Source organism: Streptomyces sp. NPDC101776 (genome assembly GCF_044766845.1).
Classification (GTDB): domain Bacteria; phylum Actinomycetota; class Actinomycetes; order Streptomycetales; family Streptomycetaceae; genus Streptomyces.
The window spans coordinates 275,956-302,014 of the sequence record NZ_JBIWMV010000008.1 but is presented as its reverse complement, the minus strand read 5'-3'; the positions used below and the strand labels follow the sequence as shown (position 1 = coordinate 302,014).

Genomic DNA, 26,059 nt, shown 5'->3' with positions numbered 1-26,059 from the left:
GGGTCCGGCGGAGGAGCCGAGGCTAGGAAGGGTGGCTGAGCGGTTTCTGGGAGATGGCTGGCAGGTGGCTGGGGCTGCCTGGGATTCTCCTACGAGGGATTCTTCAACTCGTCCTGCCGGTTGGGGAGTTCGCCATTCACCGATGGGCCGCGGTCATGGACTGTTTTCCTGATGTTCACGCGTGTTCACGAAACCAACGGGCGTATCCAGCCATCCACATGCACTCGCCCGGTGCCGTCCCGCAGCTCGAACCGGCCGCCCTCCGCCGCGTACTCCACCACCCCCGGCAACAGCACCGGCGCCCTGAACTCCGCCCGCACATACGCCGATTCGGGCGTTCCGTGCGCCGCCAGGCACCGTGCCACCGTCCACATGCCGTGCGCGATGGCCCGGGGGAAGCCGAAGAGGCGGGCGGTGAGCGGGTAGAGGTGGATGGGGTTGCGGTCGCCGGACGCGGCACCGTAGCGCCGGCCGACGTCCTCGCCGAGCCGCCACTCGGCGACGGTGGGCAACGGGGCCTGGGCGTCCGGGACTTCGGGCGCCCGCACGTCGGGGCGGTGGTGCCGGGCGAGGTAGGTGCTCCGCGACTCCCATACGGGCTTGCCCGCGCCCCCGGCCGCTCCCGCGCCCCCGGCCGCTCCCGCGCCCCCGACCCGCATCTCCGTCATGACCGTCGCCTCCGTGCCGCGTCGGTGCGGGGTCAACTCGTCGACGTAGACCGTGAGTTCGTACTCGCCCGTGGCCGGTACCGCCGTATGCCGGGTGATCTCCACCGAGGTGTGGACCAGGCCGAGGAGGGGGAGCGGGAAGGCCCGGCAGCTCATCAGGCGCATGGCGAGGGGGAAGCCGAGGACGTGCGGATAGGTGATGGGGAGGGCGTCGTCGCCGGTGGGGAAGCCGCAGACGCGTTCGTAGGCGGCCAGCCGGGCCAGGTCGACGCGGACGCCGGGCAGGACGAGGCGGGTGCGGGGGAACTGGGCGTCGGGGCCGGGCCGCTTGAAGGGGGAGAGGAGGGCGCCGCGGAGGAGGAGCGGGGTGAGTGCGGGGGTGTCGGTGAGCGGCGGATAGGGGTTGGCCATGTCCCACTCCCGGGTGGTCTCCTGGGCGGCTCTTTTCGGCTTACTTCGCAGTAAGGTTACCGTAGGTAAGGCCAAGTGGGGCGAGCCGGACGACTCATGGCGGGTGCATGAGTGACGCTCAGGAGACGCACGGTCGACGTAGAGCTGACAAAGCGTCGCGAACCCGCCGAGGTTGCACAGGCCCGGCCCGGTACCACCCCCGAAACCGCACGAACTCCCCACGAGAGCCCCGTACGATCTGCGACCTGACCCGAGGTAACACCCCGGCTGCGGGCCGGGATGAACACCTCGGTACGCACCATGCGTACCTAATGCAGCAGAGCGGTACAAGCTGCACGCCACAGGAGCTGCCATGTCCCTCGCGTACCCGTCCAGCCATGATTACGACGGCGCGCCCGTACTAGTCGAGCCCGAGATCCGGCGGCTCGACGGAGTGGTGCGGGAGGTGTCCGTACCGCCGCTGGTGCCGCCGGCGACGCACGGCTCGCTCGCCGACGTGCCGTTCGAGAACGCGGCGGTGGCGCCCGACCACCTGGTCCTCAGCAGGCAGGCGGAGGACGGGAGTTGGGCGGATGTGACGGCGGCGGAGTTCGCCGATCAGGTGCAGGCCGTCGCCAAGGGGCTGATCGCGGAGGGGCTCGCGCCGGGCGACCGGATCGCGGTCATGGCGCGGACGTCGTACGAGTGGACGCTCCTCGACTTCGCCGCGTGGGCGGCGGGCCTGGTCACCGTCCCCATCTACCCCACCTCCTCCCTGTTCCAGATCCGGTGGATCCTCCAGGACACCGGCGCGGTCGCGATGGCCGCCGAGACGGTCGCGCAGGCGTCCTCGCTCGGCCCGGAGACGCCCCGGCTGCCCGACCTGCGCCACATGTGGGTCTTCGAGAAGGGCCATCTGGACCGGCTGGCCGAGCTGGGCCGGACCGTCCCGGACCAGGAAGTCGCCGTACGGCGTGGGGTGTTGCTGCCCGACACGCTCGCCACCGTCATCTACACCTCGGGCACCACGGGCCGCCCCAAGGGCTGCGCGATCAGCCACGGCAACTTCCTCGCGGAGATCGACAACGCGATCGAACTCCTCTACCCCGTCTTCAAGAACAAGCCGAACGAGGAGCCCTCCACGCTCCTCTTCCTGCCCTACTCCCATGTGTTCGGCCGGATGGTCGCGATCGCGTGCGTCCGCGCCCGGGTCCGCCTCGGCCACGCCGCGAGCCTCAAGTCGGAAGACCTGCTCGCCGACTTGGCCAGCTTCCAGCCGACCTTCCTGCTGGCCATCCCGTACATGCTGGAGAAGGTCTTCAACAACGCGCGGGCGAAGGCGGAGAAGGGCGGCCGCGGCAAGGTCTTCGACCGCGCCACGAACGTGGCCTGCCGCTACGGCGAGGCGCAGGAGGCCGGCCAGTCCGGCAAGGGATCAGGCCCGAGCCGCCCGCTCAAGACCGCCCGCACCTTCTACGACCCGCTCGTCTACCGCAAGATCCGCAACGCCCTCGGCGGCAAGCTCCGTTACGTCATCTGCGGCGGCTCCCCGCTGGGCCGCCGCCTCGCCGCGTTCTACGCCGGCGCGGGCATCGAGATCTTCGAGGGCTACGGCCTGACCGAGACGACGGCGGCGGCCACCTGCACACCCCCGCTCAAACCCCGTCTGGGCACGGTGGGCTGGCCGATGCCCGGCACCCGGGTGCGGATCGCGCAGGACGGCGAGATCCTCCTCCACGGCAGCCAGGTCTTCCGGGGCTACTGGGACCCGCACGGCGACGGGGTGATCCCCGCGTCCCCCGACGGCTGGCTCGCGACCGGCGACATCGGCCGCCTCGACGACGAGGGCTACCTCACCATCACCGGCCGCAAGAAGGAGATCCTGATCACTGCGGGCGGCAAGAAGGTGGCCCCGGCCCCGCTGGAGAACTGGCTCCGCTCCCACCCGCTGATCGCCCAGTGCATGGTCGTCGGCGACCGCCGCCCCTACGTCGCCGCCCTCATCACCCTCGACCTCGACGGCATCACCCACTGGCGCCAGATGAACGGCAAACACCCGGTCCCGGTCGAACTCCTCATCAACGACGAGGAGTTGATCGCGGTCCTGCAACGCGCCGTCGACGACGCCAACAAACTCGTCTCCCGCCCCGAGTCCATCCGCCGCTTCACCATCCTCCCGGTCGACTTCACCGAGATGGCGGGCCATCTGACCCCCTCGATGAAGCTCCGACGCGAGGTCGTCATGCGGGACTTCGCGCGGGACATCGAGGAGTTGTACGCGAACTAAGCGCCGTTCGGGTCGATTTGGTGTTTTGGTGCGGGCCTGGTTATTGACTTCACAAGACCCCCGCGCGACATTCCCAGCCCATTTCCTCGTCGGGCTGGAGCCGCCATGACGCCGAGTACGGACGATCGCGCTCAACTTCCTGGTCGTAGACGTGTGTTGGCGGGTGGTGCGGTTGCCGCGCTCGGTGTGGTCGGTGGGGTGGGGGAGTACTCGGCGCGGGCCGCCGATCTTCCGCTGCTCGGTACCTACGATGTCGTGGTGGTCGGGGCGGGGGCGGCCGGGATGACGGCCGCGCTGACCGCCGCCAAGCAGGGGCTCAGCTGTGTGGTGGTGGAGAAGGCGCCGACGTTCGGGGGGTCGGCGGCCCGTTCGGGGGCCGGGATCTGGATTCCGAACAATCCCGTGATCCTGGCGGCGGGGGTGCCGGACACGCCGGCGAAGGCCGCCGCCTACCTCGCCGCCGTCGTCGGCACCGATGTGCCCGCCGACCGTCGGCAGTCGTTCCTCGCCCACGGGCCCGCCATGATCTCCTTCGTGATGGCGAACAGCCCGCTGCGGTTCCGCTGGATGGAGGGATACAGCGACTACTACCCGGAGTTGACGGGCGGCCTGCCCAACGGCCGTTCCATAGAGCCCGATCAGCTCGACGGGAACATCCTCGGCGCCGAACTCGCCCATCTCAACCCGCCGTACATGGCCGTCCCGAGCGGCATGGTCGTCTTCAGCGCCGACTACAAGTGGCTCGCCCTGTCCGCGGTCAGTGTCAAGGGCGCCGCCGTCGCCACCGAGTGTCTGGCCCGGGGCACCAAGGCGGCCCTGCTCGGGCAGAAGCCGCTCACCATGGGGCAGTCCCTCGCCGCCGGGCTGCGCGCCGGACTCCAGTCCGCGCAGGTGCCGGTGTGGCTCAACACCCCGCTCACCGACCTCTATTTGGAGAACGGCACGGTCACCGGAGCCGTCGTCACGAGCGGCGGGACCGCCGGCCTCGTGCGCGCCCGGCGCGGGGTCGTGGTCGGCTCCGGCGGCTTCGAGCACAACGCGGCCATGCGCGCCCAGTACCAGCGCCAGCCCATCGGCACGGACTGGACCGTCGGCGCGAAGGAGAACACCGGCGACGGCATCCGGGCGGGCCAACGCGCGGGCGCGGACCTGGCGTTGATGGACGACGCCTGGTGGGGACCCACCATCCCGCTCCCCGGCTCGCCCTACTTCTGCCTCGCCGAACGCACCCTCCCCGGCGGTCTGTTGATCAACCGGGCCGGTTCCCGCTTCGTCAACGAGGCCGCGCCGTACAGCGATGTCGTCCACATCATGTACGACCGCGACGGCACCGCCCCCGACATCCCGGCCTGGCTGATCGTCGACCAGAACTACCGCAACCGGTACCTCTTCAAGGACGTCCTCCCGACCTTCACCTTCCCCGACGACTGGTACAACTCGGGTGCCGCGTACAAGGCGTGGACGCTGGACTCCCTGGCCTCGTCCATCGGGGTCCCGGCGGCGGCCCTGCGCTCCACGGTCAGCCGCTTCAACTCCCTTGCGGCGAGCGGCAAGGACACCGACTTCGGGCGCGGCGCCAGCGCGTACGACCACTACTACACGGACCCCTCGATCCTCCCCAACTCCTGCCTCGCCCCGCTCTGGCTGCCCCCGTACTACGCCTTCCGCATCGTCCCCGGCGACCTCGGCACCAAGGGCGGCATGCGGACGGACGCACGGGCGCGGGTGCTGCGGGCGGACGGTTCGGTGATCCCCGGTCTGTACGCGGCCGGGAACGCGAGCGCGGCGGTGATGGGGCACAGCTACGCGGGCGCGGGCTCGACGATCGGTCCGGCGATGACGTTCGGGTATGTGGCGGCGCTGGATCTGGCGGGGGCGCTGTAGCCGTCGTAGGGCCGCTGCCCCGGCCGCCCCGGTCTGGTCATCGTGCGGTCAAGGGATGGCCAGGCCGGGACCAAGCAGCCGTATGCATTGCGCATGCAACGGGCTCGGAGGGCTGACATAGCCGGATTTGGGCCCTGGGCCGGTGGCTACTGTGATGGCGCGAACACGTTCACAGCGACCACGACGGCCTGCGACGGCCTACGACGACTTACGGGGAAGAGGAGACGGCGGTGGGGGAGCCGAACCGTTCACGCCTTCTTGACTACGCGCAGGGACCGGGACCGGCGGCGACGGGGGTGCCCGAGGCGCGCCGGTCGAGTCTGCTCGACTACGCGGAGGCGGCGCCGCCTCCGCGTCCGGCGGCGGACGGACGGCCCGGACCCCGGCCCGGTGTCCCGCCGTACGAGACGCCCGTCTTCGTGCCGGCGCATCCGCGGTACGTCGACGCGGTGGACGAGGAGGGGCGGGGGGTGCGGGTGCCGTTCATCGCGTACGAACTCTTCACACATCCCACCGGTGGGACCGTGGCTTTCTCCTTCACCTCTCTGGAGAAGCTGGTCGACGCGCTGGGGGACGCTCAGCCGTGGGTCGCCACCTCGCTCGGGCCGTTGGCCGAGGGACTGAGTGAGCGGGGAGCGAGCGTGTTGCTGGATCCGCGGGTCGCGGCCGGGCAGCGGAACTGGGGGCCGGCCGAACTGGCCGCCTACGCACGGGAGGTGCGCTGATGCCTGCCGACTTCAAGGCGGTCCTGAGCGATCTGACCTCGATGGCCTCGATGTTCCACGACCAGGCCACGGACTACCGGAAGCTTCACGACCAGGTGGCCCCGCCCGTGGTGAGTGGCGGGGACGCTGGGCTAGACGACGCCATCAAGGAGGTCGCCGATCTCATCGTCGCTCTCCACATCGGCTTCGCCGACCGGCTGGACGACCGGGGTGACAAGGTCGCCTACGCCCGCGACTCCTTCCACCGGCACGACGTCGATGTCCACGGCGTGTTCGACGACCTGATGGCGGGATGAGGGGCCGATGACCGACAGTTGGGTGGGCGGCGACATCGGCGGGCTCCGCACGATGGCCACGACGTACAAGAACGCCAAGGACAGACTCGACGATGTCATCAGTCCGCTCACGCGCGCGGTGGACGCCCTGGTCGACGACGCGGGCTGGAAGGGCGAATCGGCGGAGGCCTTCCGCGCCACGTACACCGAGGACGCGGTGACGGCCGGTGCCTTCGCCGGTCTGGTGCACTCCGCCGGAGAGATCCTCGACACCCTCGCCGAGGCGCTGTCCGCATGCGAGACGGCGCTGCAGAACGCCGAACACGTCGCCACGGGCAAGGGCGTCCCGATGGGGGACAAGGGTGTGCCGTCGGCCATGGTCACGGCGAATCCGCCCAGCGCGGCGGACCAGAAGACGATCTCCGCGATGACCGAGTACGACACGGTCCGCAAGGAGGTCCTGCACACCGCCCAGCAGGCCCGGCTGGTGGCCGCGGACCGGCTCGGGGAGCTGTACGAGCAGGTGACCGCGCCGGTGTCGACCGGTGACAAGGTCACCTTGGCGGACTATCTGCGGGGCCTGTACGCGTTCGATGCCGAGGACACCCGGGCCGACGGTGCCAAGGCCCGCACCGAGATCGACGACGCCAAGTCCGAGGCGCAGGCCGCCAAGAAGGAACTCCGCGCGGAGCGCAGGACGTTCCAGAAGGCGGGCCGCGCACTGCCCAAGGATCTTCCGGCCAAGGGGGCCTACGCCGACGCGGTCGCCAAGGTGCGGTCCTTGGAGGACGACATAGCCGCCGCGGACAACGGCAGTACGAAGTTGCCGTACGACCGTGTCCTCAACGTCAAACTCGGCGATGCGGCGGACGCGCTGCGCACGGGCGAGAGCCTGGACAAGCTGCCGGACTTCCTCAAGGAGATCCCGGTCCTGGACGTCGCCGCGGCCGGTGCCTGCGGGCTGCTGGAGGCATCCGACGACCATGACAAGGGGTGGTCCTGGCAGCACTCGGTCGCCGTGGACGGTGGCGCCAACGTGGCCGGGCTGGTCACCGGTGCGGCCATCACGGCAGGCTTGGTGGCCGCCGCGCCCTTCGAAGCTCCCGCGATCGTCGTGGCCGGAGTGGGCGGCGCGATCGTCGTCGGGGCGACCGGTGTCATCGACCACGCGTTCCACGAGCACTGGAGCGAGGACATCCACGACCACGGGGTGGTCGGCGGTGTGCTGCACGGCGCGGGCAATGTCATGACAGACACGGGGCATGACTTCGTACGACTGAAGGATGACGTCTGGCATGGCATCAAAAGCATCTTCTGAGGTCCCTGCCTCCGGATCCCCGGCCCGGATCCCTGCTCTGCCGGGACTCGGCACCACCTGGTACGAGCGCGGCACGCGCTACTGGCTGCGCCGTGCTTCCGGGGCCCTTCTCTGGTTCCTCGTGCTGGCCTTCTTCTGCTACATCGCGCTCGTTCTCTACGGCAGCTTCCGCGCCAGCCTGCCGTCGACGGTGCGCACGGTGTGGGACTGGGCGCAGGTGGCCCTGTCCTTCGTAGCCCTGGTGTGGGGGTGGCGGGTACAGCGCCGGGACCACCACAAGAAGCTGCTCGACCCGCCGTCGCCCGACAGAGCCCGCCGGGCCAAACGGGACGAGACCCGCCGCTCCACCGGGCTGGCCGTCGCGGGCCGCGTCCTTCTGCTGGTCGCGGCACCGGTCGCCCCGGCTTTCGCGGCGGGCTGCGTCGGCTGGGTGCTCGCCGCGTTCACCGTCCGCGAGTACCCGAGCGAGGTCGGCGCCCGCCAGGCCCTAGAACACAGCCGCACTTTTGTGGGCGGTCAGAAACGCCTGCGGTGACGACTCCCTGAGTTTCTCGTCCGCCTCACGGACCGTCCGTGATCGGAGTGCGAAGCCCGCCGCCTCCAGTAGCTCGGCCATCCGCTCCGGCCGTCGGCGTTCGAAGTCCAGGCGTACCGGGTGGCCGAAGGGCTGGTCGAGGGTGAGGGGCTGGTCGCCGGTCTGGAAGGCGAGGAGCAGGTGGCCGCCCGGGGCCAGGACGCGGTGGAACTCCGTGAAGAGGGACGGGAGTCGGTCCGCAGGGGTGTGGATGGACGAGTACCAGGAGACGGCCCCCGCGAGCGCCCCGTCGGGGATGTCCAGGTCCAGCATCGAGCCCTGCCGGAAGCGCAGTCCCGGGTTCTCGCGGCGGGCGATCGCGAGCATCGACCCGGACAGGTCGAGGCCGAAGACGTCCAGGCCGAGGGAGGCGAGGTGTGCGGTCGTCCGGCCGGGGCCGCAGCCGAGGTCGGCCACCTGCCCGCCGCCGTCACGGGTCACCAGCTCGGCGAACGCGGCCCGCACCGTCCAGTCGCGTGGCCGGCCACCGGACTCACCCGCGAACATCTCCGCGTAGTCCTCGGCGATCGCGTCGTAGAAGATCCGGGTGGTGGTCACGAAGTCGGCCTCGCCGGCGGGTGTCGGTGTCATGGGCGGGGACCCTAGCGGCGGCCACTGACAACCGACCGGGCCGACCCCCACCGACAACCCGCCCGACCGCCGGGGGCAAAGGCAGGAGCCCCGTCGCCTTGCGGCGCGGGGCTCCTTGGGTCTTGCTATCCGTTCCGGATCAAAGCACCAGGCTCAGAGACCGAATGACTGCGATCGGGTGACTCAGACGGGGGTGACGTTCTCCGCCTGCGGGCCCTTCGGACCCTGGGTCACGTCGAAGGAGACCTGCTGGTTCTCCTCCAGCGAACGGAAGCCGCTCGCGTTGATCGCGGAGTAGTGAACGAAGACATCGGGGCCTCCGCCTTCTTGGGCGATGAAGCCAAAGCCCTTTTCGGCGTTGAACCACTTCACGGTTCCGGTAGCCATAAGCCCTCCTTGGGCCCAAAGGGTTGCCCTGCTCCAGAACCCTGCAAGTGTGAAAACAAGTCCCGCACTACTGCATACGTCTGAAAACGACAAGAGCCCGCGGTTACATGCTCCGCAGGCTCTGTACTGCAAGGGAAACCAAACTGCAACTTGCGGCGAGCCTAGCACTCGGGCAGCCGAAAGCAATAGAGGCCAAGATCACATCACCCGGACGTTTGAAGATCGCCAGGGGCTTGACTGTGGGGCCGAAGTATGGAGCGTACCGCATGAGGTCTAGCCTCACGTCGTGGACAATTCTCGCACCCGGCCGCGCGTCGGCCACATCCAGTTCCTGAACTGCCTGCCCCTGTACTGGGGGCTCGCGAGAACAGGCACGCTTCTCGACTTCGAGCTGACCAAGGACACCCCGGAGAAGCTCAGCGAGCAGTTGGTGCAGGGAGACCTCGACATCGGGCCGATCACGCTCGTCGAGTTCCTCCGCAACGCGGACGACCTGGTCGCCTTCCCCGACATCGCCGTCGGCTGCGACGGCCCGGTCATGTCCTGCGTGATCGTCTCGCAGGTCCCGCTGGACCAGTTGGACGGCCGCAGGGTCGCGCTCGGCTCGACCTCGCGGACCTCCGTCCGCCTCGCCCAGCTCCTCCTCGCCGAGCGCTACGGCGTCCAGCCCGACTACTACACCTGCCCGCCCGACCTGAGCCTGATGATGCAGGACGCCGAGGCCGCCGTACTCATCGGAGACGCGGCGCTGCGCGCCAACCTCGTCGACGGGCCGCGCTTCGGGCTCGAAGTGCACGACCTCGGCTCGCTCTGGAAGGAGTGGACCGGGCTGCCGTTCGTCTTCGCCGTGTGGGCCGCCCGCCGCGACTACCTGGAGCGCGAGCCCGTCATCACGCGCAAGGTCCACGAGGCCTTCCTCGCCTCCCGCAACCTCTCCCTGGAGGAGGTCGGCAAGGTCGCCGAACAGGCCGCCCGCTGGGAGGACTTCGACGAGGAGGTCCTGGAGCGGTACTTCACCACCCTCGACTTCAGCCTCGGCGCACCCCAGTTGGCCGCGGTCGCCGAGTTCGCCCGCCGCGTCGGTCCTACGACCGGCTTCCCGGCCGACGTGAACGTGGAACTGCTCCAGCCGTAAGAGACGTAGTAGCCGTAGAAGACAGCGGACGGTTCTGCTCCGGCCGTCCTCACCGGTGGGGTGTCGCGCACTACCCTGCTGGAAGTCGTACGGGGGAGGGGTGGACGGCATGCAGCCGCTCGGAGACGACGAACCCAGGGTCGTGGGGCCCTACCGGCTGCTCGGCCGGCTCGGTGCCGGCGGGATGGGCCGGGTCTATCTCGGGCGCAGCGCGGGCGGCCGTACGGTCGCGGTCAAGATCGTGCATCCGCACTTCGCGCTCGACGAGGAGTTCCGCGCCCGCTTCCGCCGCGAGGTCGACGCCGCGCGCCGGGTGGGCGGCGCCTGGACGGCCCCCGTCCTGGACGCGGACCCCGAAGCCGCCGTGCCGTGGGTCGCCACGGCGTACGCGGCCGGTCCGTCGCTCTCCGGCGCCGTCGCGGACGGCGGGCCGCTGCCGACGGCCACCGTACGGGCGCTGGGCGCGGGGCTGGCCGAAGCGCTGACGGCCGTCCACGAACTGGGGCTGGTGCACCGGGACGTGAAGCCGTCCAACGTGCTCCTCACCCTCGACGGGCCGCTCCTCATCGACTTCGGGATCGCCCGCGCCACGGACGGCACCGCCTCCCTCACCTCGACCGGCGTCTCCGTCGGCTCGCCCGGCTACATGGCCCCCGAGCAGATCCTCGGGAAGGGCGCGACCGGGGCGTCGGACGTCTTCTCCCTGGGCGCCGTGCTGGCGTACGCGGCCACCGGCGAATCCCCCTTCCCCGGTGACTCCTCGGCCGCCCTCCTCTACAAGGTCGTCCACGAAGAGCCCCAACTGGGGGAGATGGACGGTGAGTTGCGGGAGCTCGCCCTCGCCTGTCTCGCCAAGGACCCTGCTGCCAGGCCGACTCCGGGTGAGGTGGCGCGGCGGCTCGCTCCGGACGGGGCCGCCCGGCTGGTGGCGGGCGGGTGGCTGCCGGGGGCGTTGGTGGAGCAGGTCAGCCGAAGTGCCGTACAGCTGTTGAACCTTGAGGCCGCGGGAGTGGCCGAAGGGGTGCCTTCGGGGCCCGTGGCGTTCAGCGGTCCCTCGCTGGGCGGTGGTGGTTCCGGAGCCTTCGGGCCGCCGCCGGTGATGCCGGTGGCGGCGCCCACCGCACCGCCCTTCGTGGTGCCCGAACCCCGTGACGCGCTCCCGCACGACACACTGCCCCCGGACGCGGGACGCCGCTCCGGGAAGGTCTCCTTCTCCCTCGGGGCCACGGCGGCTCCGGGGGCCGACAAGCGTGGCCGCAAGGTCAGTTGCGCGCTCGTGGTGGTCGTCGCGGGGTTCGCCGCGGTGGTGCTGGGGCCGCTCGCGCTGTACTCCTGGCTGCCGGGCGACAGCGACAGGAACTCGGACACCTCCGCGGGCTCGGCCAACGAGCCGACGACGAGCAAGGCCCCGAGCAGCGCGCCGGGCGCCACACCGAGCAGTACGTCGACCAGCACGTCGACCGGCGTGCCGAGCCCCGCGCCGAGCACCGCCGACGGCACCCCGCTCCCGTCCGTCCCCGCCGTCTACCTCGGCACCTGGGAGGGCGAGGGCACCGCACTCGGCGGCACGCTCCCGGACGGGACCTTCCGGATCACGGTCGCCAAGGCGGCCGTGGGACAGCAGGTGGGCATCCTCCGGCAGACCGACCAGCTCGGCGGGGTCTGCGACGACGTACTGACCCTGAAGCGGGTGACGAAGACCCAGCTCGTCGCGTCGGCCGCGGGCGCGAAGACCAACCGTGACGTGTGCAACCAGGCGGCCCACACCGTCACCCTCACCCCCGTCGGCGACGACCTCAAGTACGTGTCGGACAGCTCGGCCGAGGGCTCGCCGACCGCGCGCATGTCGAAGGTCGAGTAGGGACCGGGGCCGCCGAGTGGACTACGACCATCTCCTGATCGCCCTCGCGGGGGTGTGGGGCGCCGGTGCGGGAGCGGTGGTGGCGCGGGTCGGGCGGCGCGGTGCCGGTACCGCTCTCCTCGTGGTGCTGGTGTGCGTCGCCCTCGCCGTCGCCACCGGAATCAGACCCGAGGTGGGGGTGTGGCTGCTGCTCGCGCCCGCAGCCGTGCTGTCCGCACGGTCCGCCGCCGACCTGGCGCTCCCCGCCGCGGGCGTCGCCCTCGCCCTCCTCGGCGTCGTGACCCTCCTGCCCGAGCACGCCGGACACTGGAGGACCGCGCTGCTCGGGGCCCTGGCGCTGGGTGCCGGGTACTTCGCGCTGTCGCGCCTGGACCCGGGCGGCGGTGGGCTGGGCGTCGGGGAGGCGAAGGTCGGGGTCGCGGCGGGGGTCGTCCTCGGGTGGTACGGGTGGCCGACGGTGATGCTGGGGGCGTTCGCGGGGTTCGCGCTCAGGGGGTTGTACGGGGGTGTCCTGGCCCGGAGGGGGAAGGCCGCGGCCCCTTTTGGGCCGTTTCTGCTCGCCGGTGCCTTCCTCGGGCTGCTGGTCGGGGCGTACACGGCCTGAGGTCGGAGCGCACGTGGCCCGAGGTCGGGACGCGCTTGACCTGAGGGCGGGGCGAGAAATCCGCTGGCGTAGGCTGACAAGGTCCGCAAGTAACCCTTGCCCGCCCGCGACCCTTGACGAAAGGGACCTCCCGGTGACCGAGAAGGCCGAGCTTCAGTCCGTCCTCGACCGTGCCGCCGAGGGCGGGCGCATCACCCCCGAAGAGGCGCTCGACCTCTACCGCGACGCCCCGCTGCACGCGCTCGGCGCCGCCGCCGACGCCGTACGCAAGCGGCGGTACGCGGGTACGGAGCACATCGCGACGTACATCATCGAGCGGAACATCAACTACACGAACGTGTGCGTCACGGCGTGCAAGTTCTGCGCGTTCTACGCCGCCCCCAAGGACACCGCCAAGGGCTGGACGCGGGACCTCGACGACATCCTGCGCCGGTGCGCGGAGACCGTCGAACTCGGCGGTACGCAGATCATGTTCCAGGGCGGACACCACCCGGACTTCGGCGTCGAGTACTACGAGACGCACTTCGCCGCGATCAAGGCCGCGTACCCCCAGCTGGTCATCCACTCCCTCGGCGCGTCCGAGGTCGAGCACATGGCCCGTATCTCGAAGGTCTCCGTCGAGGAGGCCATCTCGCGCATCCACGCGGCCGGTCTCGACTCCTTCGCCGGCGCCGGAGCGGAACTCCTCCCCGCGCGCCCCCGCAAGGCGATCGCGCCCCTCAAGGAGTCCGGCGAGCGCTGGCTGGAGATCATGGAGGCGGCGCACAACCTGGGCGTCGAATCCACGTCCACGATGCTCATGGGCACCGGCGAGACCAACGCCGAGCGCATCGAGCACCTGCGGATGATCCGTGACGTCCAGGACCGTACGGGCGGCTTCCGGGCCTTCATCCCGTACACCTACCAGCCCGAGAACAACCACCTGAAGGGCCGCACGCAGGCCACGCTCTTCGAGTACCTGCGCATGATCGCCATCGCCCGGCTCTTCATGGACAACATCGCCCACATCCAGGGCAGTTGGCTCACCACCGGCAAGGAGGTCGGCCAACTCTCCCTGCACTACGGCGCGGACGACCTCGGCTCGATCATGCTGGAGGAGAACGTCGTCTCCAGCGCCGGCGCCAAGCACCGCTCCAACCGCCTGGAGATCATCGACCTGATCCGCAAGGCGGGCCGCGTCCCCGCCCAACGGACCACCACCTACGAGCACATCGTCGTCCACGACGACCCGGCGAACGACCCCGTCGACGAGCGGGTCATGTCCCACATCTCGTCCACGGCGATCGAAGGCGGCACGGCCCACCCGGAGTTGAAGCTCCTGTCGGCCAACTGACCTGCCCGTGCTGACGATTCACACGGCGGACGAGGGCGGGTCCGTCGCCGTCGAGGGTTCCCGGATCGCGGGCACCGGGACGCTGCCGGAACTTCAGCAGCGCTTTCCCGGTGCACGGGTGCGGAGTTGGCCGGGCGTCCTGGGCCCGGCCCGCATTCACGAGGGCCCCCTCCCGGCCGCCCCGAGCCCACGCGAGCGCATCCACGCCGTACTGAAAACGGGTGCGACGGCTGTCCTCGCGGAACACGTCGACTCACCCGAACTTCGCTCCGCGGCGGAGCGGAACGACGTCCTGGTCCTGTCCGGCCCACGTGCCCTTGTGGATCCAGGCCGAGCCGACCTCGCCGTATTCGACGAGACCGGCATGTGCATCGCAACGGTGTGCGCGGGCCGGCTACTTCACAGACGCCGCTAGGAGAGTCTCCCTAGGGGCGCGGGGAGCTGCGCGACCAGCCACATACGACCGTCACCCGGCAATGCACCGTCACCCGGCAAACGCTTCCCCGAACGCCCCCGAACTCTGGCTCACCCCACTGCAATCGGTAGCCGCATCGTCGTCGGACGACCCGCTCTCACACTGCTGATCCCGAAACGTCGACCACATCGACACCCACGCGACCTGCTTCGACTCCGCGAACGTCCGCACCTGCGCCGCATCCGAGAGGGAGAACGTCTCCCCGGAAACATCGTTGACGCCGATCATCGAGGTCAACGCCATCCCCTGCCACGCCCCCGCATCGGACAACCCGAACACCTTCTTCAACTGGGTGTGCGTGGCCGTGGCCGACGTGATCGCATAGTCCCCCATGTCCCCGGTGTACGACTCGCCGTAGTTCATCGTCATGATGTTGACCGTGGAGACGGCGACCGCGTTGTCGTTCGCTGATTCCAGCAACGCCAGGCTGTCGGAGTCGAGCCCGGACGGCATCACCGGCAGTGTGAAGGACACCTTGAGGTCGGTGCGTTCCTTCTGGAGCAGGGCTATCGCCTTGGAACGCAGGGCGACCGACGTCGAGTCGGTGAGGGCGTCGCCCTCGATGTCGAAGTCGGCCTGGGTCGAACCGGCCGCGTCCAGCGCCTCGCCGTACGCCTTCGCGAGAGCGGTCGCGCTGGTACAGGTCTCCGCCAGCTCCTTGCCGGAGGCCCCGCCGAAGGAGACCCGGACGGTCGCGCCGGACGTCTTGAGCGCCGAGATCCTGGACGCCACGGCCGAGTTGTCGATCGCGGTCGTGCCGTTCCACTCCGGCGTACACGTGCTGCCCTTGGCGATGGCGAAAGCGAGGTTGTACGCCGACGGCGACCCCGTGCTGTCCGTGTCGGCGGCGGTCGTGACGCTGACGTACGGGGCGTAGGACGTGCTCGACGACGTGGCCGAGGGTGTCGGAGAGGCGCTTTCGGAGGGGCTCGTACTCGCTTCCCGGGTCGCTGACGGGGCCGCGTCCGACGAGTCATCAGAGCTCGAGGAGCACCCGGTGACCGTGAGGGCAAACAAGCAGGTGAGCCCGGCCGCCGGTTTCAGGAAACTCCTCATTGAGCATGCACCCTTTCCGCGTGGGGACGGTGATTTCTGTCTCAGGATGGAAACAGAGTCGGTTTCCGAAGCCTAAATGAAGCACATGGGGCTGTGTCTCACGAAGACAGAGAAAGCATAGGAAACCCACGGGTATCGAGACGCGAAACGGTCAAGTCGGGCGACGAAGCGGAATATTGACGACACTACCGACACCGGCCGCTCATATGGCATTTCCTGGTTTCTCTAAGGGAAGGCACAGGTTCCGGAGTTTTTCTGGGCGGGCTCACAAGAGAATCAGAGTTTTGGTCACATAAAGGCGGCCTAATGTCTGGGGAATGCAATCCGAGTCCGCCATCGATAACCACGCCCCTGCGCGCGGTCGCCGCCGCAAAGCCGGCAACGGGTCCGCAGAAGGTCCCGTGTTCGTCGACAACTCCGGCCGCCGGTCCAAGGTGCTGCGCCGGATCGGCCTCCTCATGGGCACCGTCTGCCTCGGGTACGCGTTCGTACTCGGCATGGCGTTCATGGGCTGGGGCATGTCCATCAACCCCTCCTCGCTGCTGCCGTTCGGCGGCGGCCAGGCCGGTTCGGCTCCCGGCGGTGGCTACGGCCCCAACGGCGGCAGAGGCGGCGTAGCGCCCTCCGGTGTTCCGACCGGCGCCCCGACCGACATCCCCTCGGGCACCCCCACGGGTGCGGCCCCGTCCTCCTCAGCCACCGCACACTGACCGGAGCGCCACCGCAGCCATGACTACGACGACTCCTTCGCGTGGGCGCCGGCGCGCCCCCACTCGGATGGAGCGCGCGGCCGGAAAGGCCGCCGCCCTCCAGCGCCCCCGAGTGATTCTCGCCCTGCTGCTTCTCCTCGGCCTCACCTGCGTGATGCTGCTCGACGGCTACCTGCGCGCGGAAGTCGGCGGCGACCAGCGCGTCCGGGACGGCGCGAGCGCCGGCAAGGTCCCCGACAAGGTCCTCAACGGCGGCCCGATCCTGACCTTCCGGGGCGGCAAGCCGGTCACCCAGACCATCCCGAAGAAGACCATCGTCCTCACCTTCGACGACGGCCCGAACCCCACCTACACGCCGACCGTCCTGAAGATCCTCAAGAAGTACGACGTGCCGGCCACGTTCTTCCTGGTGGGCTCGATGGTCTCGCGCTACCCGGACATCGTGAAGCAGATGGTCGAGCAGGGCGAAGAGGTGGGCATCCACACCTTCACCCACGTCGATCTCTCCTACCAGAGCGACGCCCGGATCAAGCGGGAGATGGAACAGACGCAGCTGGCGCTCGCGGGCGCGGCCGGGATCACCACCACGCTGTTCCGCGCGCCGTACTCCTCGGAGACGGACGCCATCGACAACTACAGCTACCCCGTCTACAAGAAGCTCGGCGCCTCCGGCTACACCAGCGTCTTCGTCGACACCGACAGCGACGACTGGAAGCAGCCCGGGGTCGCGAAGATCATCAAGTGGGCCACGCCGTCCGGGACTTCGGGTTCCTCGGTGCTCTTCCACGACGCGGGCGGGGTGCGCTCGCAGACGATGAAGGCGCTCCCCACGTACATCGAGAAGATGAAGGCGAAGGGCTACACGTTCACCACGGTGAGCGGCGCCATCGCCAAGAACACCGCCGCCGAGCGGGCGAGCGGGACCGGGACCGGTACAGGAGCGGGCGCGGGTGCGGCCGCCGGGACGAGCACCGGCACGGTCGAGGCGGGCGCACAGCCCTCCGCGGCACCTTCCGCGGCGTCGTCCGGCGCACCCGGCAACACCGGCGCCAACGGCACGACCCCGGTCGACTCGGCCGTCGGCGGCGCGGGAACGGCGGGCGGTACCGGTAACGGCACCAACCGCAACGGCAACCGGCAGACCTCGATCCTCCAGGGCGCCCACCGCGAGGCCACCGGCATGACCCTCTACGAGGGCAAGTCGCTCATCTACGCCGTTGCGGTCGCCGAGTGGGTGGTGCCGGGACTCGCGGCGGGCCTCACCGTCGTCGGCGTCGCCGTGATGAGCCGCTTCGGGATGATGCTGATCCTCGCCCGGCGCCACTACAGACAGCGCAACAAACGCCGGTTCAGCTGGGGTCCGACCGTCACCCGCCCGGTGACGGTGATCGTCCCGGCGTACAACGAGAAGGAGTGCATCGCCAACACCCTTGAGTCGCTGGCGAAGAGCACCCACCCGATCGAGGTCATCGTCGTCGACGACGGCTCCTCGGACGGCACCTCCGAGATCGCCCGCGAGGCGGCCCGCTCCTTCGGCATGACGAACGTCCGGGTCATCCGCCAGGAGAACGCGGGCAAGCCCGCCGCCCTCAACAACGGTGTGCGCAGCGCGAGTTACGACATCGTCGTGATGATGGACGGCGACACCGTCTTCGAACCCGACACCGTACGACAGCTCGTGCAGCCCTTCGCCGACCCGGAGGTCGGCGCGGTCGCGGGCAACGCCAAGGTCGGCAACCGCAACACGGTCATCGGCGCCTGGCAGCACATCGAGTACGTGATGGGCTTCAACCTCGACCGCCGCATGTACGACCTGCTGCGCTGCATGCCCACCATCCCGGGCGCGATCGGCGCGTTCCGCCGCGAGGCGGTGCTCCAGGTCGGCGGCATGAGCGAGGACACCCTCGCCGAGGACACGGACATCACCATCGCCATGCACCGCGAGGGCTGGCGGGTCGTCTACCAGGAGCACGCCAGGGCCTGGACCGAGGCCCCGGCCTCTCTCAAGCAACTCTGGTCGCAGCGCTACCGCTGGTCCTACGGCACCATGCAGGCCCTGTGGAAGCACCGCAAGTCCCTTACGGACAAGGGTCCTTCGGGTCGCTTCGGCCGGGTCGGGATGCCCCTGGTGGTGATCTTCCAGATCATCACGCCGGTCTTCGCCCCGCTGATCGACGTCTTCACCGTCTACTCGATGATCTTCGTCGACTTCTGGGCGTCCCTCGCGATGTGGTTCGCGGTCCTCGGCATCCAACTCCTGTGCGCGGCCTACGCGTTCAGGCTGGACAAGGAGAAGTACCGCTATCTGCTGATGATGCCGCTCCAGCAACTGGCCTACCGCCAGATGATGTACCTCGTCCTCATCCACTCCTCCATCACCGCCCTGACCGGCGGCCGGCTGCGCTGGCAGAAACTCAAGCGCACCGGCGAGGTCGGCACACCGGCGGGGGCGAGCTGATGAGCTGGGAGCAGCAACCGGGATACGGGGGTGGGTACGGCACGCCCCAGCAACCTCAGTACCCCCAACAGCCGTACGGCTACGACGGCTACGGCCAGCCCCACCCCTACGGCCAGCCGCAGCAGCCGTACCCGTACCAGCAACCGCAGCAGCCGTACCAGCAGCCGTACCAGCAGCAACAGCCGTGCCAGCAGCAACAGCCGCCGTATCCGCAGCAGTACACGGCGACGGACTACGGGCAGGGCGCCGGGACGCCCGCCGTGGACGAGACGGCGACGCTGCCTCCGGTGGGGCCGGAGACGGAACCCGAGCCGGAGCCGGTGGCCGAGTCCGAGCCGATGGTCGAGGAGGCCGCGCCCGCGCCCAAACCGGCGGGCCGGGACCGGTACTTCGACACCCTGCGGGCCGTCGCGCTGATCCGGGTCGTGACGTACCACACCTTCGGGTGGGCCTGGTGCGGGATGGTGTTCCCCTCGATGGGGATCATGTTCGGGCTGGCCGGGACGCTGATGGCGAAGTCGCTGGAGCGGCCCGCGTTCAAGGTGGTCAAGAGCCGGATGCGGAGGCTGCTGCCGCCGTTCTGGTTCTGGGGCTTCTTCGTGCTCGTGGCGATGATGATCCACGACTGGATGCCGGGCTGGCAGATCGTGTTCTGGGTGGTGCCGGTCGGGGATCCGCCGGGCAACGCCTGGGGTCTCCAGGCCTGGGAGATCCTCTGGTACCTGCGGACGTACCTCTGGTTCGTGCTGCTCTCGCCGGCGCTGCTGTGGATCTTCCGCAAGGCACCGATCCCGGTGCTGCTGCTGACCCTGGTGCCGATCGTGGTCCTGAAGTTCGTGTGGGCGGGGCCGGACAACCGCTTCGGCAACGCGCTCTGGGACCTGTCCACGTACCTCTTCTGCTGGGTCCTCGGCTTCGCGCACCGCGACGGGGTGCTCCAGAGGCTGAAGCCGTTCCTGGTGGTGACCCTGTCGGTCGCCGCGATCGTCTTCGGCGGCTGGTACGCCTTCACGCACCAGGCCGAGGCCGGCACCTACGACCTGGACGAGAACCCGCTCGCCCAGACCTACTGGTCCGCCGGATACGTCATGCTGCTGATGTGGGCCAAGGCCTACTTCAACATCGACTTCGCCTGGCTGACCCGCTTCAAGCGGCTCGACCGGATCGTCACGATCTTCAACTCGCGGGCCGTGACGATCTATCTGTGGCACGAGATCGCGCTGGTGCTCGCGGTGCCGCTGACCGACCAGTTCTGGAAGGTGCCCGCCTTCGAGAAGTGGCTGCCGCTGGGGAGCCAGTGGTTCATGTTCGGCATCGGCTGGATTCTCATCGCGCTCTTCATCGTGCTGTGCGGCTGGGTGGAGGACGTGGCGGCGAAGAAGAAACCGAGGCTGCTGCCGTCGTGAGGTTCTGTTTCGACGCGGGTGTTATGGGCCGGGCGCCTTCGGGGTGCCCGGCCCGTACTGCCACAATGGGCCCGTGACCCGCGCATCCCTGGACAAGCAGCCGCACGAAGTCGCCTCGATGTTCGACGACGTGGCGGAACGGTACGACCTCACCAACGACGTGCTGTCGCTCGGCCAGGACCGCCGATGGCGCAAGGAGGTCACGAAGGCGGTCGACGCCCGCCCCGCGCAGAAGATCCTGGACCTGGCCGCCGGTACGGCGACGTCCTCGCTCCCCTTTGCCCAGAGCGGCGCCTATGTCGTCCCCTGCGACTTCTCCCTCGGCATGCTCCAGGTCGGCAAGAAGCGCCACCCCTGGCTGCCGCTCACGGCCGGCGACGCCACCAGGTTGCCCTTCAAGGACGACACGTTCGACGCCGTGACCATCTCCTTCGGGCTGCGGAACGTGCAGGACACGGACGCCGCGCTGCGCGAGCTGTACCGGGTGACCAAGCCCGGCGGCCGGGTGGTGATCTGCGAGTTCTCGCACCCGACCTGGGCGCCCTTCCGCACGGTCTACACCGAGTACCTGATGCGCGCGCTGCCGCCGGTCGCCCGGTCCGTGTCCTCGAACCCGGACGCGTACGTCTATCTCGCCGAGTCCATCCGTGCCTGGCCCGACCAGCCCGCGCTGGCCGAGCGGCTGCGCGGGGCCGGCTGGTCGAAGGTCGCCTACCGCAATCTGAGCGGCGGGATCGTCGCCCTGCACCGCGGCTTCAAGGGAACCGGGGAACTCTGAGGGTCCGGCGGCTCCGCTAGCCGATCACCGACGCGAAGAACGCGTCGCCCGGCGGCTCGTCCAGCTCGCGCTGCATCCCCCCGCTCGGCGGCCGGGGCACGCGGGGCTCGCGCATACCGCCCCCGCCGTCCCCCTCACCGAAGTCGAACCACACGTAGACCATGGAGTCCCGCGGCACCTCGGCATCGGGCTGCGGATACTGCCGTACGACGTAGTCGACGACGGCGAGATGGAAGTCGGGCCGGTCCGGCGCGTTGATGAACAGGCCGCGAGCCTGGGCTGTCTCGCGCGCGTCCACGGCCATCAGGCCGACGAGTCGCGGTACGCGCACTTCAGGTGTTTTGGGCGTTAAGCGCACAGATGTCACCCCCAGCGGTACCGGCAGGGTAACCCCGGGCCGGTCCCGACCGGAAGCGTCAAGTGTCGTTCTGTAGCTGTTAGTTACTCTGAGTTACAGTACGAGCCGGTAGCAGTGCCCCTCCTCCTTGCGGGAGGGCGTGGTGAAGACCTCGTCGAGGTGCATACCCAGCCGTCTGGTCACCGCGATGGACCGGGCGTTGCGGGCCAGGACCATCGCCACCACGCTCGGCACCCCGGCCGCCCGCACCCGCTCCAGGGTCGCCTCCGCCGCCGCGGTGGCATAGCCCCGGCCCCAGAACTCCCGCCCCAGCCGCCAGCCGATCTCGATCTCACCCTTCGGTCCCCAGTCCTGCGGCCACGGCTGGGCGCCGGTGAAACCGATGACGCGGTCGGTGTCGTCGAGCATGGTCCACAGGCAGAAACCGCGCTCCGCGTCGTGCCGGCGCTGGCGGGCGGTGAGCTCCTCGTAGACGGACAGTTCCGCGGACCGGCCGCCGTGGAACTCCATGACATCGGGGTGGTCGAAGGCCCGGTGCCAGGCGAAGGCGTCCTCGTCGGTGGGGACACGCAGCCGTACTGCGGGGAGAGCTCGGTTCACGGGGCAGCCCTTCAGCCTGGTGATCAGCGACGCTGAATAGACTGCCCATGTCCAGTGCCGGTCGGCACGCAGATTGCGAACTTGGGGAGATCCCGCCGTGACCGAGCCCCTCTCCGAAAACACCGCCGATGTCATCGTCGTCGGCGCGGGGCCAGCCGGCTCCGCCACCGCCTACCACCTCGCCAAGTCCGGACTCGACGTACTCCTGCTGGAGAAGACCGAGTTCCCGCGCGAGAAGGTCTGCGGCGACGGCCTCACCCCGCGCGCCACCAAGCAGCTCGTGGCCATGGGCATCGACATCTCCGAGGAAGCGGGCTGGCTGCGCAACAAGGGCCTGCGCATCATCGGCGGCGGGGTCCGCCTCCAGCTCGACTGGCCGGATCTCGCCTCCTTCCCGGACTACGGCCTCGTCCGCAAGCGCGACGACTTCGACGAGCAGCTCGCCCGCAACGCCCAGAAGGCGGGCGCCCGCCTGTACGAGCGCTGCAACGTCGGCGCCCCGATCATCGACGAGCGCACAGGCCGGATCACCGGCGTCAACGCCAAGCTCGGCGACGAGAAACGCGAAGTCACCTTCCACGCGCCCCTGGTGGTCGCCGCCGACGGCAACTCCACCCGCCTCTCCCTCGCGATGGGCCTGCACCGCCGCGAGGACCGCCCGATGGGTGTCGCGGTGCGCACCTACTTCACGTCGCCCCGCCACGAGGACGACTACCTGGAGTCCTGGCTGGAACTGTGGGACCGGCGCGGCGCCGAGGACCGCCTCCTACCCGGCTACGGCTGGATCTTCGGCATGGGCGACGGCACCTCGAACGTCGGCCTCGGTGTCCTCAACACCTCCGACTCCTTCAAGGAGTTGGACTGGCGCGAGGTACTGAAGGCCTGGTGCGCGTCCATGCCCGAGGACTGGGGCTACACCCCCGAAAACATGACCGGCCCGATCCGCGGCGCCGCCCTCCCGATGGCCTTCAACCGTCAACCCCACTACACGAAGGGGTTGTTGCTGGTCGGCGACGCCGGCGGCCTGGTGAACCCCTTCAACGGCGAGGGCATCGCCTACGCCATGGAGTCCGGCCAGCTCGCCGCCGACGTCATCGTCCAGGCCCACGCCCGGCCGACCCCCGCGAGCCGCGAACTGGCCCTCCAGCGCTACCCGCAGGTCCTCAAGGACACCTACGGCGGCTACTACACGCTGGGCCGCGCCTTCGTGAAGCTCATCGGCAACCCGAAGGTCATGAAGATCGCGGCCCAGCGCGGCCTGACGCACCCCCTGCTGATGAAGTTCACCCTGAAGATGCTGGCCAACCTCACCGACCCGACGGGCGGCGACGCGATGGACCGGATCATCAACGGGCTGAGCAAGGTGGCGCCGAAGGCGTGAGCCCTGGCGGTGATCAAGTGGTGATCAGCTGGTCAGGGACTTGGTCTTGGCGGCCCGGCGGGCGAACACCTCGTCACGCCGGTCCGCCACCTGACGCAGCGCCTCCTTGCGGTCCCGCTTGGAGAGCCGGTCCAGATAGACCTGGCCGTTGACGTGGTCGGTCTCGTGGGCGAGGCAGCGCGCGAAGTACCCCGTGCCTTCGATCACAAGCGCCTGCCCGTCCTTGTCGAGCCCGCGCACCACGGCCCGGTCGGGACGCGGTACGTCCATCACCGCGCCCGGCACCGACAGGCAGCCCTCGCCCTCGTCGAGCAGCCGGCGCCCGGCCGGGTCGAGTGGGTCGAGGACCGGATTGACGATGTGTCCGACATGCCGGACACCGTCGTCGTCGGGGCAGTCGTACACGAACAGGCGCAGATCGACGCCCACTTGGTTGGCCGCGAGGCCGGCGCCGTCGGCGACGTACATGGTGAGGAACATGTCGTCGATGAGCGCGGCGAGATCGGGCCCGAACTCGGTCACGTCCCGGCTCGGCCGGTGCAGGACCTCTTCACCGACCTCGGTGACGCGCCGCACGGAACCGCGCCCGGCCTCGGGTGCGGGGCGGGGATAGGAGTCGACGGGGCTTCCCTGGACGAAGACACGTGGCATGGCTTGCGCTCCTCATGTTTGGCGTCCGGCTGTCTGGTTAGCCGAACTGGAGAACCTTGAGGACAGAAGCCTTTCAGGGAAGCCGCGAACTCGGGTAGGGAAAGCCGCGAACTCCGGCGACGCCGCGAACTCCGGTACCAGGGACGCCCGGAGAGCGGGGAGCCTGGCGCGGGTACGCCGAGGGGACCGTTGCCCCCGAGGCAACGGTCCCATGCTCACGGCGTCGTGCGCGGGCTCAGAGCACCCGCACCGCACCGGTCGGCATGTCGTACGACAGCGGCCGCTCCACGATGCCGGTGGAGGGGTTCTGCGCGCCGACGAACATGCCGTCGCCCACGTACACCGCCACGTGGTAGGCGCTGCCCGCACTGCCCCAGTACAGGATGTCGCCGGCCTGCAGGTTGCTCAGGGACACCTGGGTACCGGCGGTCGACTGGTCCTGGGAGACGCGCGGCAGGCTGATGCCCACCTGCTTGAACGCGGCCCCGACGAGCCCGGAACAGTCGTAGGCGCTGGGGCCGGTGGCGCCCAGGACATAGGACTTGCCGATCTGGGCCTTCACGAACGACACGATGGCCGCGGCCGAGCCGGTGGCCGTCGACGAGGACGTGCTCGTGGAGGCGCTGGTGGTCGCCGTGGTGGCCAGGGTGGTCCGCTCGGCGCTGCGCGACGTGGCGCTCGCCGCAGCGGCCTTACGGGCGGCCTCCTGGGCCTTCTTCTTTGCCTCCGCCTTCTTCTTGGCGTCCGCGAGGTCCGCCTTGGCCTGCTTCGCGGCGTTTGCGGCGGCCGCGTCACGCTCGGCGCGCAGCTGGTAGTTCGCCGCGGCCTGCTGAGTGGCCTCGGCGGACTGTGCGACCTGTGCGGACAGATCGGCCGTCAGGGTGGGCAGTTGCAGGGTCTGCGTCGTCTCGGCCGCGTTGGCCGATGCCGCGCCCGCCGCCGCCATGCTGAGAACGCCACCGGCAACTCCGGCACGCACGGCGATGTTCTGCGTCGCGCTGCGGCGGGGTTTCCGGTGGCTGCGTATGTGAGCGGTGTGGGACATGAGACCAACCGGTATCAGGGACTCCTCCATACCTTCAAGAAACGTGTGCTGCGCCACAATTGTTCAACGGAGACCACGAACTTCGGGTGTGGCGTTCCTTATTGACGCCGTAACGGACATTGCGGACCTGCCCGATCAGGCCCGTGATCACGGTCTTTCGTCGTTACGCCCGAATTGCCGGACGACTACCACTGGTTGGGACAGGTGGCCAAGCCCGGTTCTCATGCGCCTCTCATGAGTGTGGCGCAGGTCACGGAACGGTTACCGGAATGCGAGCGTCTCGCGTGGGTACCGCCGGCGGGTGACTTCGTGAATGTGTGCACGCGTCCACACCCTGCCGCGCGCCTCCCCCTGATGTGTGAATGGGCTTCCACTATCAAGGCGCCCCGTCCAACTCCAATTTGCATGCAAGGGAAGCCTCTTGATATTGAGACGCCCTTCCCGGCCTGCGGTGACGAGCGGGAATGTCACCTCTGGTGATCACATGGACGCTTCGCGTGCGAAGATCACGGCCCGCTCCGCTTGATGATCCACCATCAGGTGGTGGAGATCACAAAGCTTGTGTAATACCCCGTGTCGCAGATCACAGAGCGCCGGGCATAAGATGCGAGGCAGTTGGGCTTGTGACCTGCTTCACATGTTCGCGATCTTCGTTGGGACGAACGGGGTTTGAGCGGCACGTGAGGCGGAAGCGGACCCGATGCCATCGCCAGCAGTCAGTGCCGACTGAGAGGAGCGAGGAGCGGTGAACGCGTATGCGCCCATCCTCGTACTGGGAGCCCTCGGGGCAGGCTTTGCGATCTTCTCCGTGGTCATGGCCACGCTGATCGGTCCGAAGCGTTACAACCGGGCCAAGCTCGAAGCGTACGAGTGCGGCATCGAGCCGACCCCCACGCCGGCCGGCGGCGGGCGCTTCCCCATCAAGTACTACCTGACGGCGATGCTCTTCATCGTCTTCGACATCGAGATCGTCTTCCTCTACCCCTGGGCCGTCACCTTCGACGCCCTGGGTGTTTTCGGGCTCGTGGAGATGTTGCTCTTCGTGCTCACCGTCTTCGTCGCGTACGCGTACGTATGGCGGCGCGGCGGCCTGGAATGGGACTGAGGGG

Annotated in this window: 25 protein-coding genes; 17 read left to right on the top strand and 8 right to left on the bottom strand. The window is 69.3% G+C overall.

Annotated features, from left to right (window positions below):
• Positions 1–185: 185 nt before the first annotated feature.
• On the bottom strand, positions 186–1,079 hold the full coding sequence (locus ACIRRY_RS26015; protein WP_403976857.1) for a MaoC family dehydratase: 894 nt from the start codon (positions 1,077–1,079) through the stop codon (positions 186–188).
• 352 nt (positions 1,080–1,431) lie between these two features.
• Between ACIRRY_RS26015 and ACIRRY_RS26010 the strand changes: the two genes are divergently transcribed.
• From ACIRRY_RS26010 to ACIRRY_RS25985, 6 genes are all read left to right on the top strand, one after another.
• Complete coding sequence (locus tag ACIRRY_RS26010; RefSeq protein WP_403976856.1) at positions 1,432–3,345, top strand: AMP-dependent synthetase/ligase; 1,914 nt, start codon at positions 1,432–1,434, stop codon at positions 3,343–3,345.
• 105 nt (positions 3,346–3,450) lie between these two features.
• Positions 3,451–5,229 carry a 3-oxosteroid 1-dehydrogenase gene (gene kstD / locus ACIRRY_RS26005; RefSeq protein WP_403976854.1) on the top strand — a complete coding sequence of 593 codons (1,779 nt, stop codon included), beginning with the start codon at positions 3,451–3,453 and terminating at the stop codon, positions 5,227–5,229.
• Between the two features lie 230 nt (positions 5,230–5,459).
• A complete protein-coding gene (locus tag ACIRRY_RS26000; RefSeq protein WP_403976852.1) occupies positions 5,460–5,954 on the top strand; it encodes an SAV_915 family protein in 495 nt (164 codons plus the stop codon).
• On the top strand, positions 5,954–6,250 hold the full coding sequence (locus ACIRRY_RS25995) for a DUF6317 family protein (protein WP_403976850.1): 297 nt from the start codon (positions 5,954–5,956) through the stop codon (positions 6,248–6,250). Before ACIRRY_RS26000 ends, ACIRRY_RS25995 begins: the two co-directional genes overlap by 1 nt.
• Before the next feature lie 7 nt (positions 6,251–6,257).
• Positions 6,258–7,547 (top strand): WXG100 family type VII secretion target, encoded by a 1,290-nt coding sequence (locus ACIRRY_RS25990; protein ID WP_403976848.1) that lies wholly within the window; start codon positions 6,258–6,260, stop codon positions 7,545–7,547.
• Positions 7,525–8,082 carry a hypothetical protein gene (locus ACIRRY_RS25985; protein WP_403976846.1) on the top strand — a complete coding sequence of 186 codons (558 nt, stop codon included), beginning with the start codon at positions 7,525–7,527 and terminating at the stop codon, positions 8,080–8,082. Before ACIRRY_RS25990 ends, ACIRRY_RS25985 begins: the two co-directional genes overlap by 23 nt.
• On the opposite strand, the gene ACIRRY_RS25980 is transcribed toward ACIRRY_RS25985, so the two are convergent.
• Both ACIRRY_RS25980 and ACIRRY_RS25975 read right to left on the bottom strand, forming a co-directional pair.
• Positions 8,035–8,712, bottom strand: a complete 678-nt coding sequence (locus ACIRRY_RS25980) for a class I SAM-dependent methyltransferase (protein ID WP_403976844.1) — start codon at positions 8,710–8,712, stop codon at positions 8,035–8,037. The genes ACIRRY_RS25985 and ACIRRY_RS25980 overlap by 48 nt on opposite strands.
• A 183-nt stretch (positions 8,713–8,895) precedes the next feature.
• Complete coding sequence (locus ACIRRY_RS25975) at positions 8,896–9,099, bottom strand: cold-shock protein (protein WP_003992177.1); 204 nt, start codon at positions 9,097–9,099, stop codon at positions 8,896–8,898.
• Between the two features lie 286 nt (positions 9,100–9,385).
• Here ACIRRY_RS25975 and ACIRRY_RS25970 point away from each other — a divergent pair, with 286 nt between their 5' ends.
• The 5 genes from ACIRRY_RS25970 to ACIRRY_RS25950 all read left to right on the top strand — a co-directional run bounded on the left by ACIRRY_RS25970 (position 9,386) and on the right by ACIRRY_RS25950 (position 14,447).
• A complete protein-coding gene (locus tag ACIRRY_RS25970) occupies positions 9,386–10,234 on the top strand; it encodes a menaquinone biosynthetic enzyme MqnA/MqnD family protein (RefSeq protein WP_403976842.1) in 849 nt (282 codons plus the stop codon).
• A gap of 109 nt (positions 10,235–10,343) precedes the next feature.
• A complete protein-coding gene (locus tag ACIRRY_RS25965; RefSeq protein WP_403976840.1) occupies positions 10,344–12,095 on the top strand; it encodes a serine/threonine-protein kinase in 1,752 nt (583 codons plus the stop codon).
• 16 nt (positions 12,096–12,111) lie between these two features.
• Positions 12,112–12,699 (top strand): hypothetical protein, encoded by a 588-nt coding sequence (locus tag ACIRRY_RS25960; RefSeq protein WP_403976838.1) that lies wholly within the window; start codon positions 12,112–12,114, stop codon positions 12,697–12,699.
• Between the two features lie 133 nt (positions 12,700–12,832).
• Positions 12,833–14,032 carry a cyclic dehypoxanthinyl futalosine synthase gene (gene mqnC, locus ACIRRY_RS25955; RefSeq protein WP_403976836.1) on the top strand — a complete coding sequence of 400 codons (1,200 nt, stop codon included), beginning with the start codon at positions 12,833–12,835 and terminating at the stop codon, positions 14,030–14,032.
• A gap of 7 nt (positions 14,033–14,039) precedes the next feature.
• A complete protein-coding gene (locus ACIRRY_RS25950) occupies positions 14,040–14,447 on the top strand; it encodes a hypothetical protein (protein ID WP_403976834.1) in 408 nt (135 codons plus the stop codon).
• Between the two features lie 69 nt (positions 14,448–14,516).
• On the opposite strand, the gene ACIRRY_RS25945 is transcribed toward ACIRRY_RS25950, so the two are convergent.
• The gene (locus ACIRRY_RS25945) at positions 14,517–15,563 is read right to left on the bottom strand and encodes a chitinase (protein WP_403976832.1); all 1,047 of its coding nucleotides are present in this window, start codon (positions 15,561–15,563) and stop codon (positions 14,517–14,519) included.
• A 401-nt stretch (positions 15,564–15,964) separates the two neighbouring features.
• Here ACIRRY_RS25945 and ACIRRY_RS25940 point away from each other — a divergent pair, with 401 nt between their 5' ends.
• From ACIRRY_RS25940 to ACIRRY_RS25925, 4 genes are all read left to right on the top strand, one after another.
• Entirely contained in the window at positions 15,965–16,273 is a 309-nt protein-coding gene (locus ACIRRY_RS25940; protein WP_403976830.1) for a hypothetical protein, read from the top strand.
• Between the two features lie 19 nt (positions 16,274–16,292).
• Positions 16,293–18,731: a bifunctional polysaccharide deacetylase/glycosyltransferase family 2 protein gene (locus ACIRRY_RS25935; protein ID WP_403976828.1), complete on the top strand. Its 2,439-nt coding sequence runs from the start codon at positions 16,293–16,295 to the stop codon at positions 18,729–18,731.
• Positions 18,731–20,137 (top strand): acyltransferase, encoded by a 1,407-nt coding sequence (locus tag ACIRRY_RS25930; RefSeq protein WP_403976826.1) that lies wholly within the window; start codon positions 18,731–18,733, stop codon positions 20,135–20,137. Before ACIRRY_RS25935 ends, ACIRRY_RS25930 begins: the two co-directional genes overlap by 1 nt.
• A 73-nt stretch (positions 20,138–20,210) precedes the next feature.
• Positions 20,211–20,915 carry a demethylmenaquinone methyltransferase gene (locus ACIRRY_RS25925; protein ID WP_403976824.1) on the top strand — a complete coding sequence of 235 codons (705 nt, stop codon included), beginning with the start codon at positions 20,211–20,213 and terminating at the stop codon, positions 20,913–20,915.
• Between the two features lie 16 nt (positions 20,916–20,931).
• On the opposite strand, the gene ACIRRY_RS25920 is transcribed toward ACIRRY_RS25925, so the two are convergent.
• Positions 20,932–21,246 carry a PASTA domain-containing protein gene (locus ACIRRY_RS25920; protein ID WP_403976822.1) on the bottom strand — a complete coding sequence of 105 codons (315 nt, stop codon included), beginning with the start codon at positions 21,244–21,246 and terminating at the stop codon, positions 20,932–20,934.
• A gap of 120 nt (positions 21,247–21,366) precedes the next feature.
• On the bottom strand, positions 21,367–21,873 hold the full coding sequence (locus ACIRRY_RS25915; protein WP_403976820.1) for a GNAT family N-acetyltransferase: 507 nt from the start codon (positions 21,871–21,873) through the stop codon (positions 21,367–21,369).
• Between the two features lie 97 nt (positions 21,874–21,970).
• Here ACIRRY_RS25915 and ACIRRY_RS25910 point away from each other — a divergent pair, with 97 nt between their 5' ends.
• Complete coding sequence (locus ACIRRY_RS25910) at positions 21,971–23,254, top strand: geranylgeranyl reductase family protein (RefSeq protein WP_329255687.1); 1,284 nt, start codon at positions 21,971–21,973, stop codon at positions 23,252–23,254.
• Between the two features lie 24 nt (positions 23,255–23,278).
• On the opposite strand, the gene def is transcribed toward ACIRRY_RS25910, so the two are convergent.
• Complete coding sequence (def, locus tag ACIRRY_RS25905; protein WP_403976818.1) at positions 23,279–23,905, bottom strand: peptide deformylase; 627 nt, start codon at positions 23,903–23,905, stop codon at positions 23,279–23,281.
• A gap of 235 nt (positions 23,906–24,140) precedes the next feature.
• The gene (locus ACIRRY_RS25900) at positions 24,141–24,950 is read right to left on the bottom strand and encodes a C40 family peptidase (RefSeq protein ID WP_403976816.1); all 810 of its coding nucleotides are present in this window, start codon (positions 24,948–24,950) and stop codon (positions 24,141–24,143) included.
• A 745-nt stretch (positions 24,951–25,695) separates the two neighbouring features.
• Between ACIRRY_RS25900 and ACIRRY_RS25895 the strand changes: the two genes are divergently transcribed.
• Positions 25,696–26,055 (top strand): NADH-quinone oxidoreductase subunit A, encoded by a 360-nt coding sequence (locus ACIRRY_RS25895; RefSeq protein WP_007383963.1) that lies wholly within the window; start codon positions 25,696–25,698, stop codon positions 26,053–26,055.
• Positions 26,056–26,059: the final 4 nt, after the last annotated feature.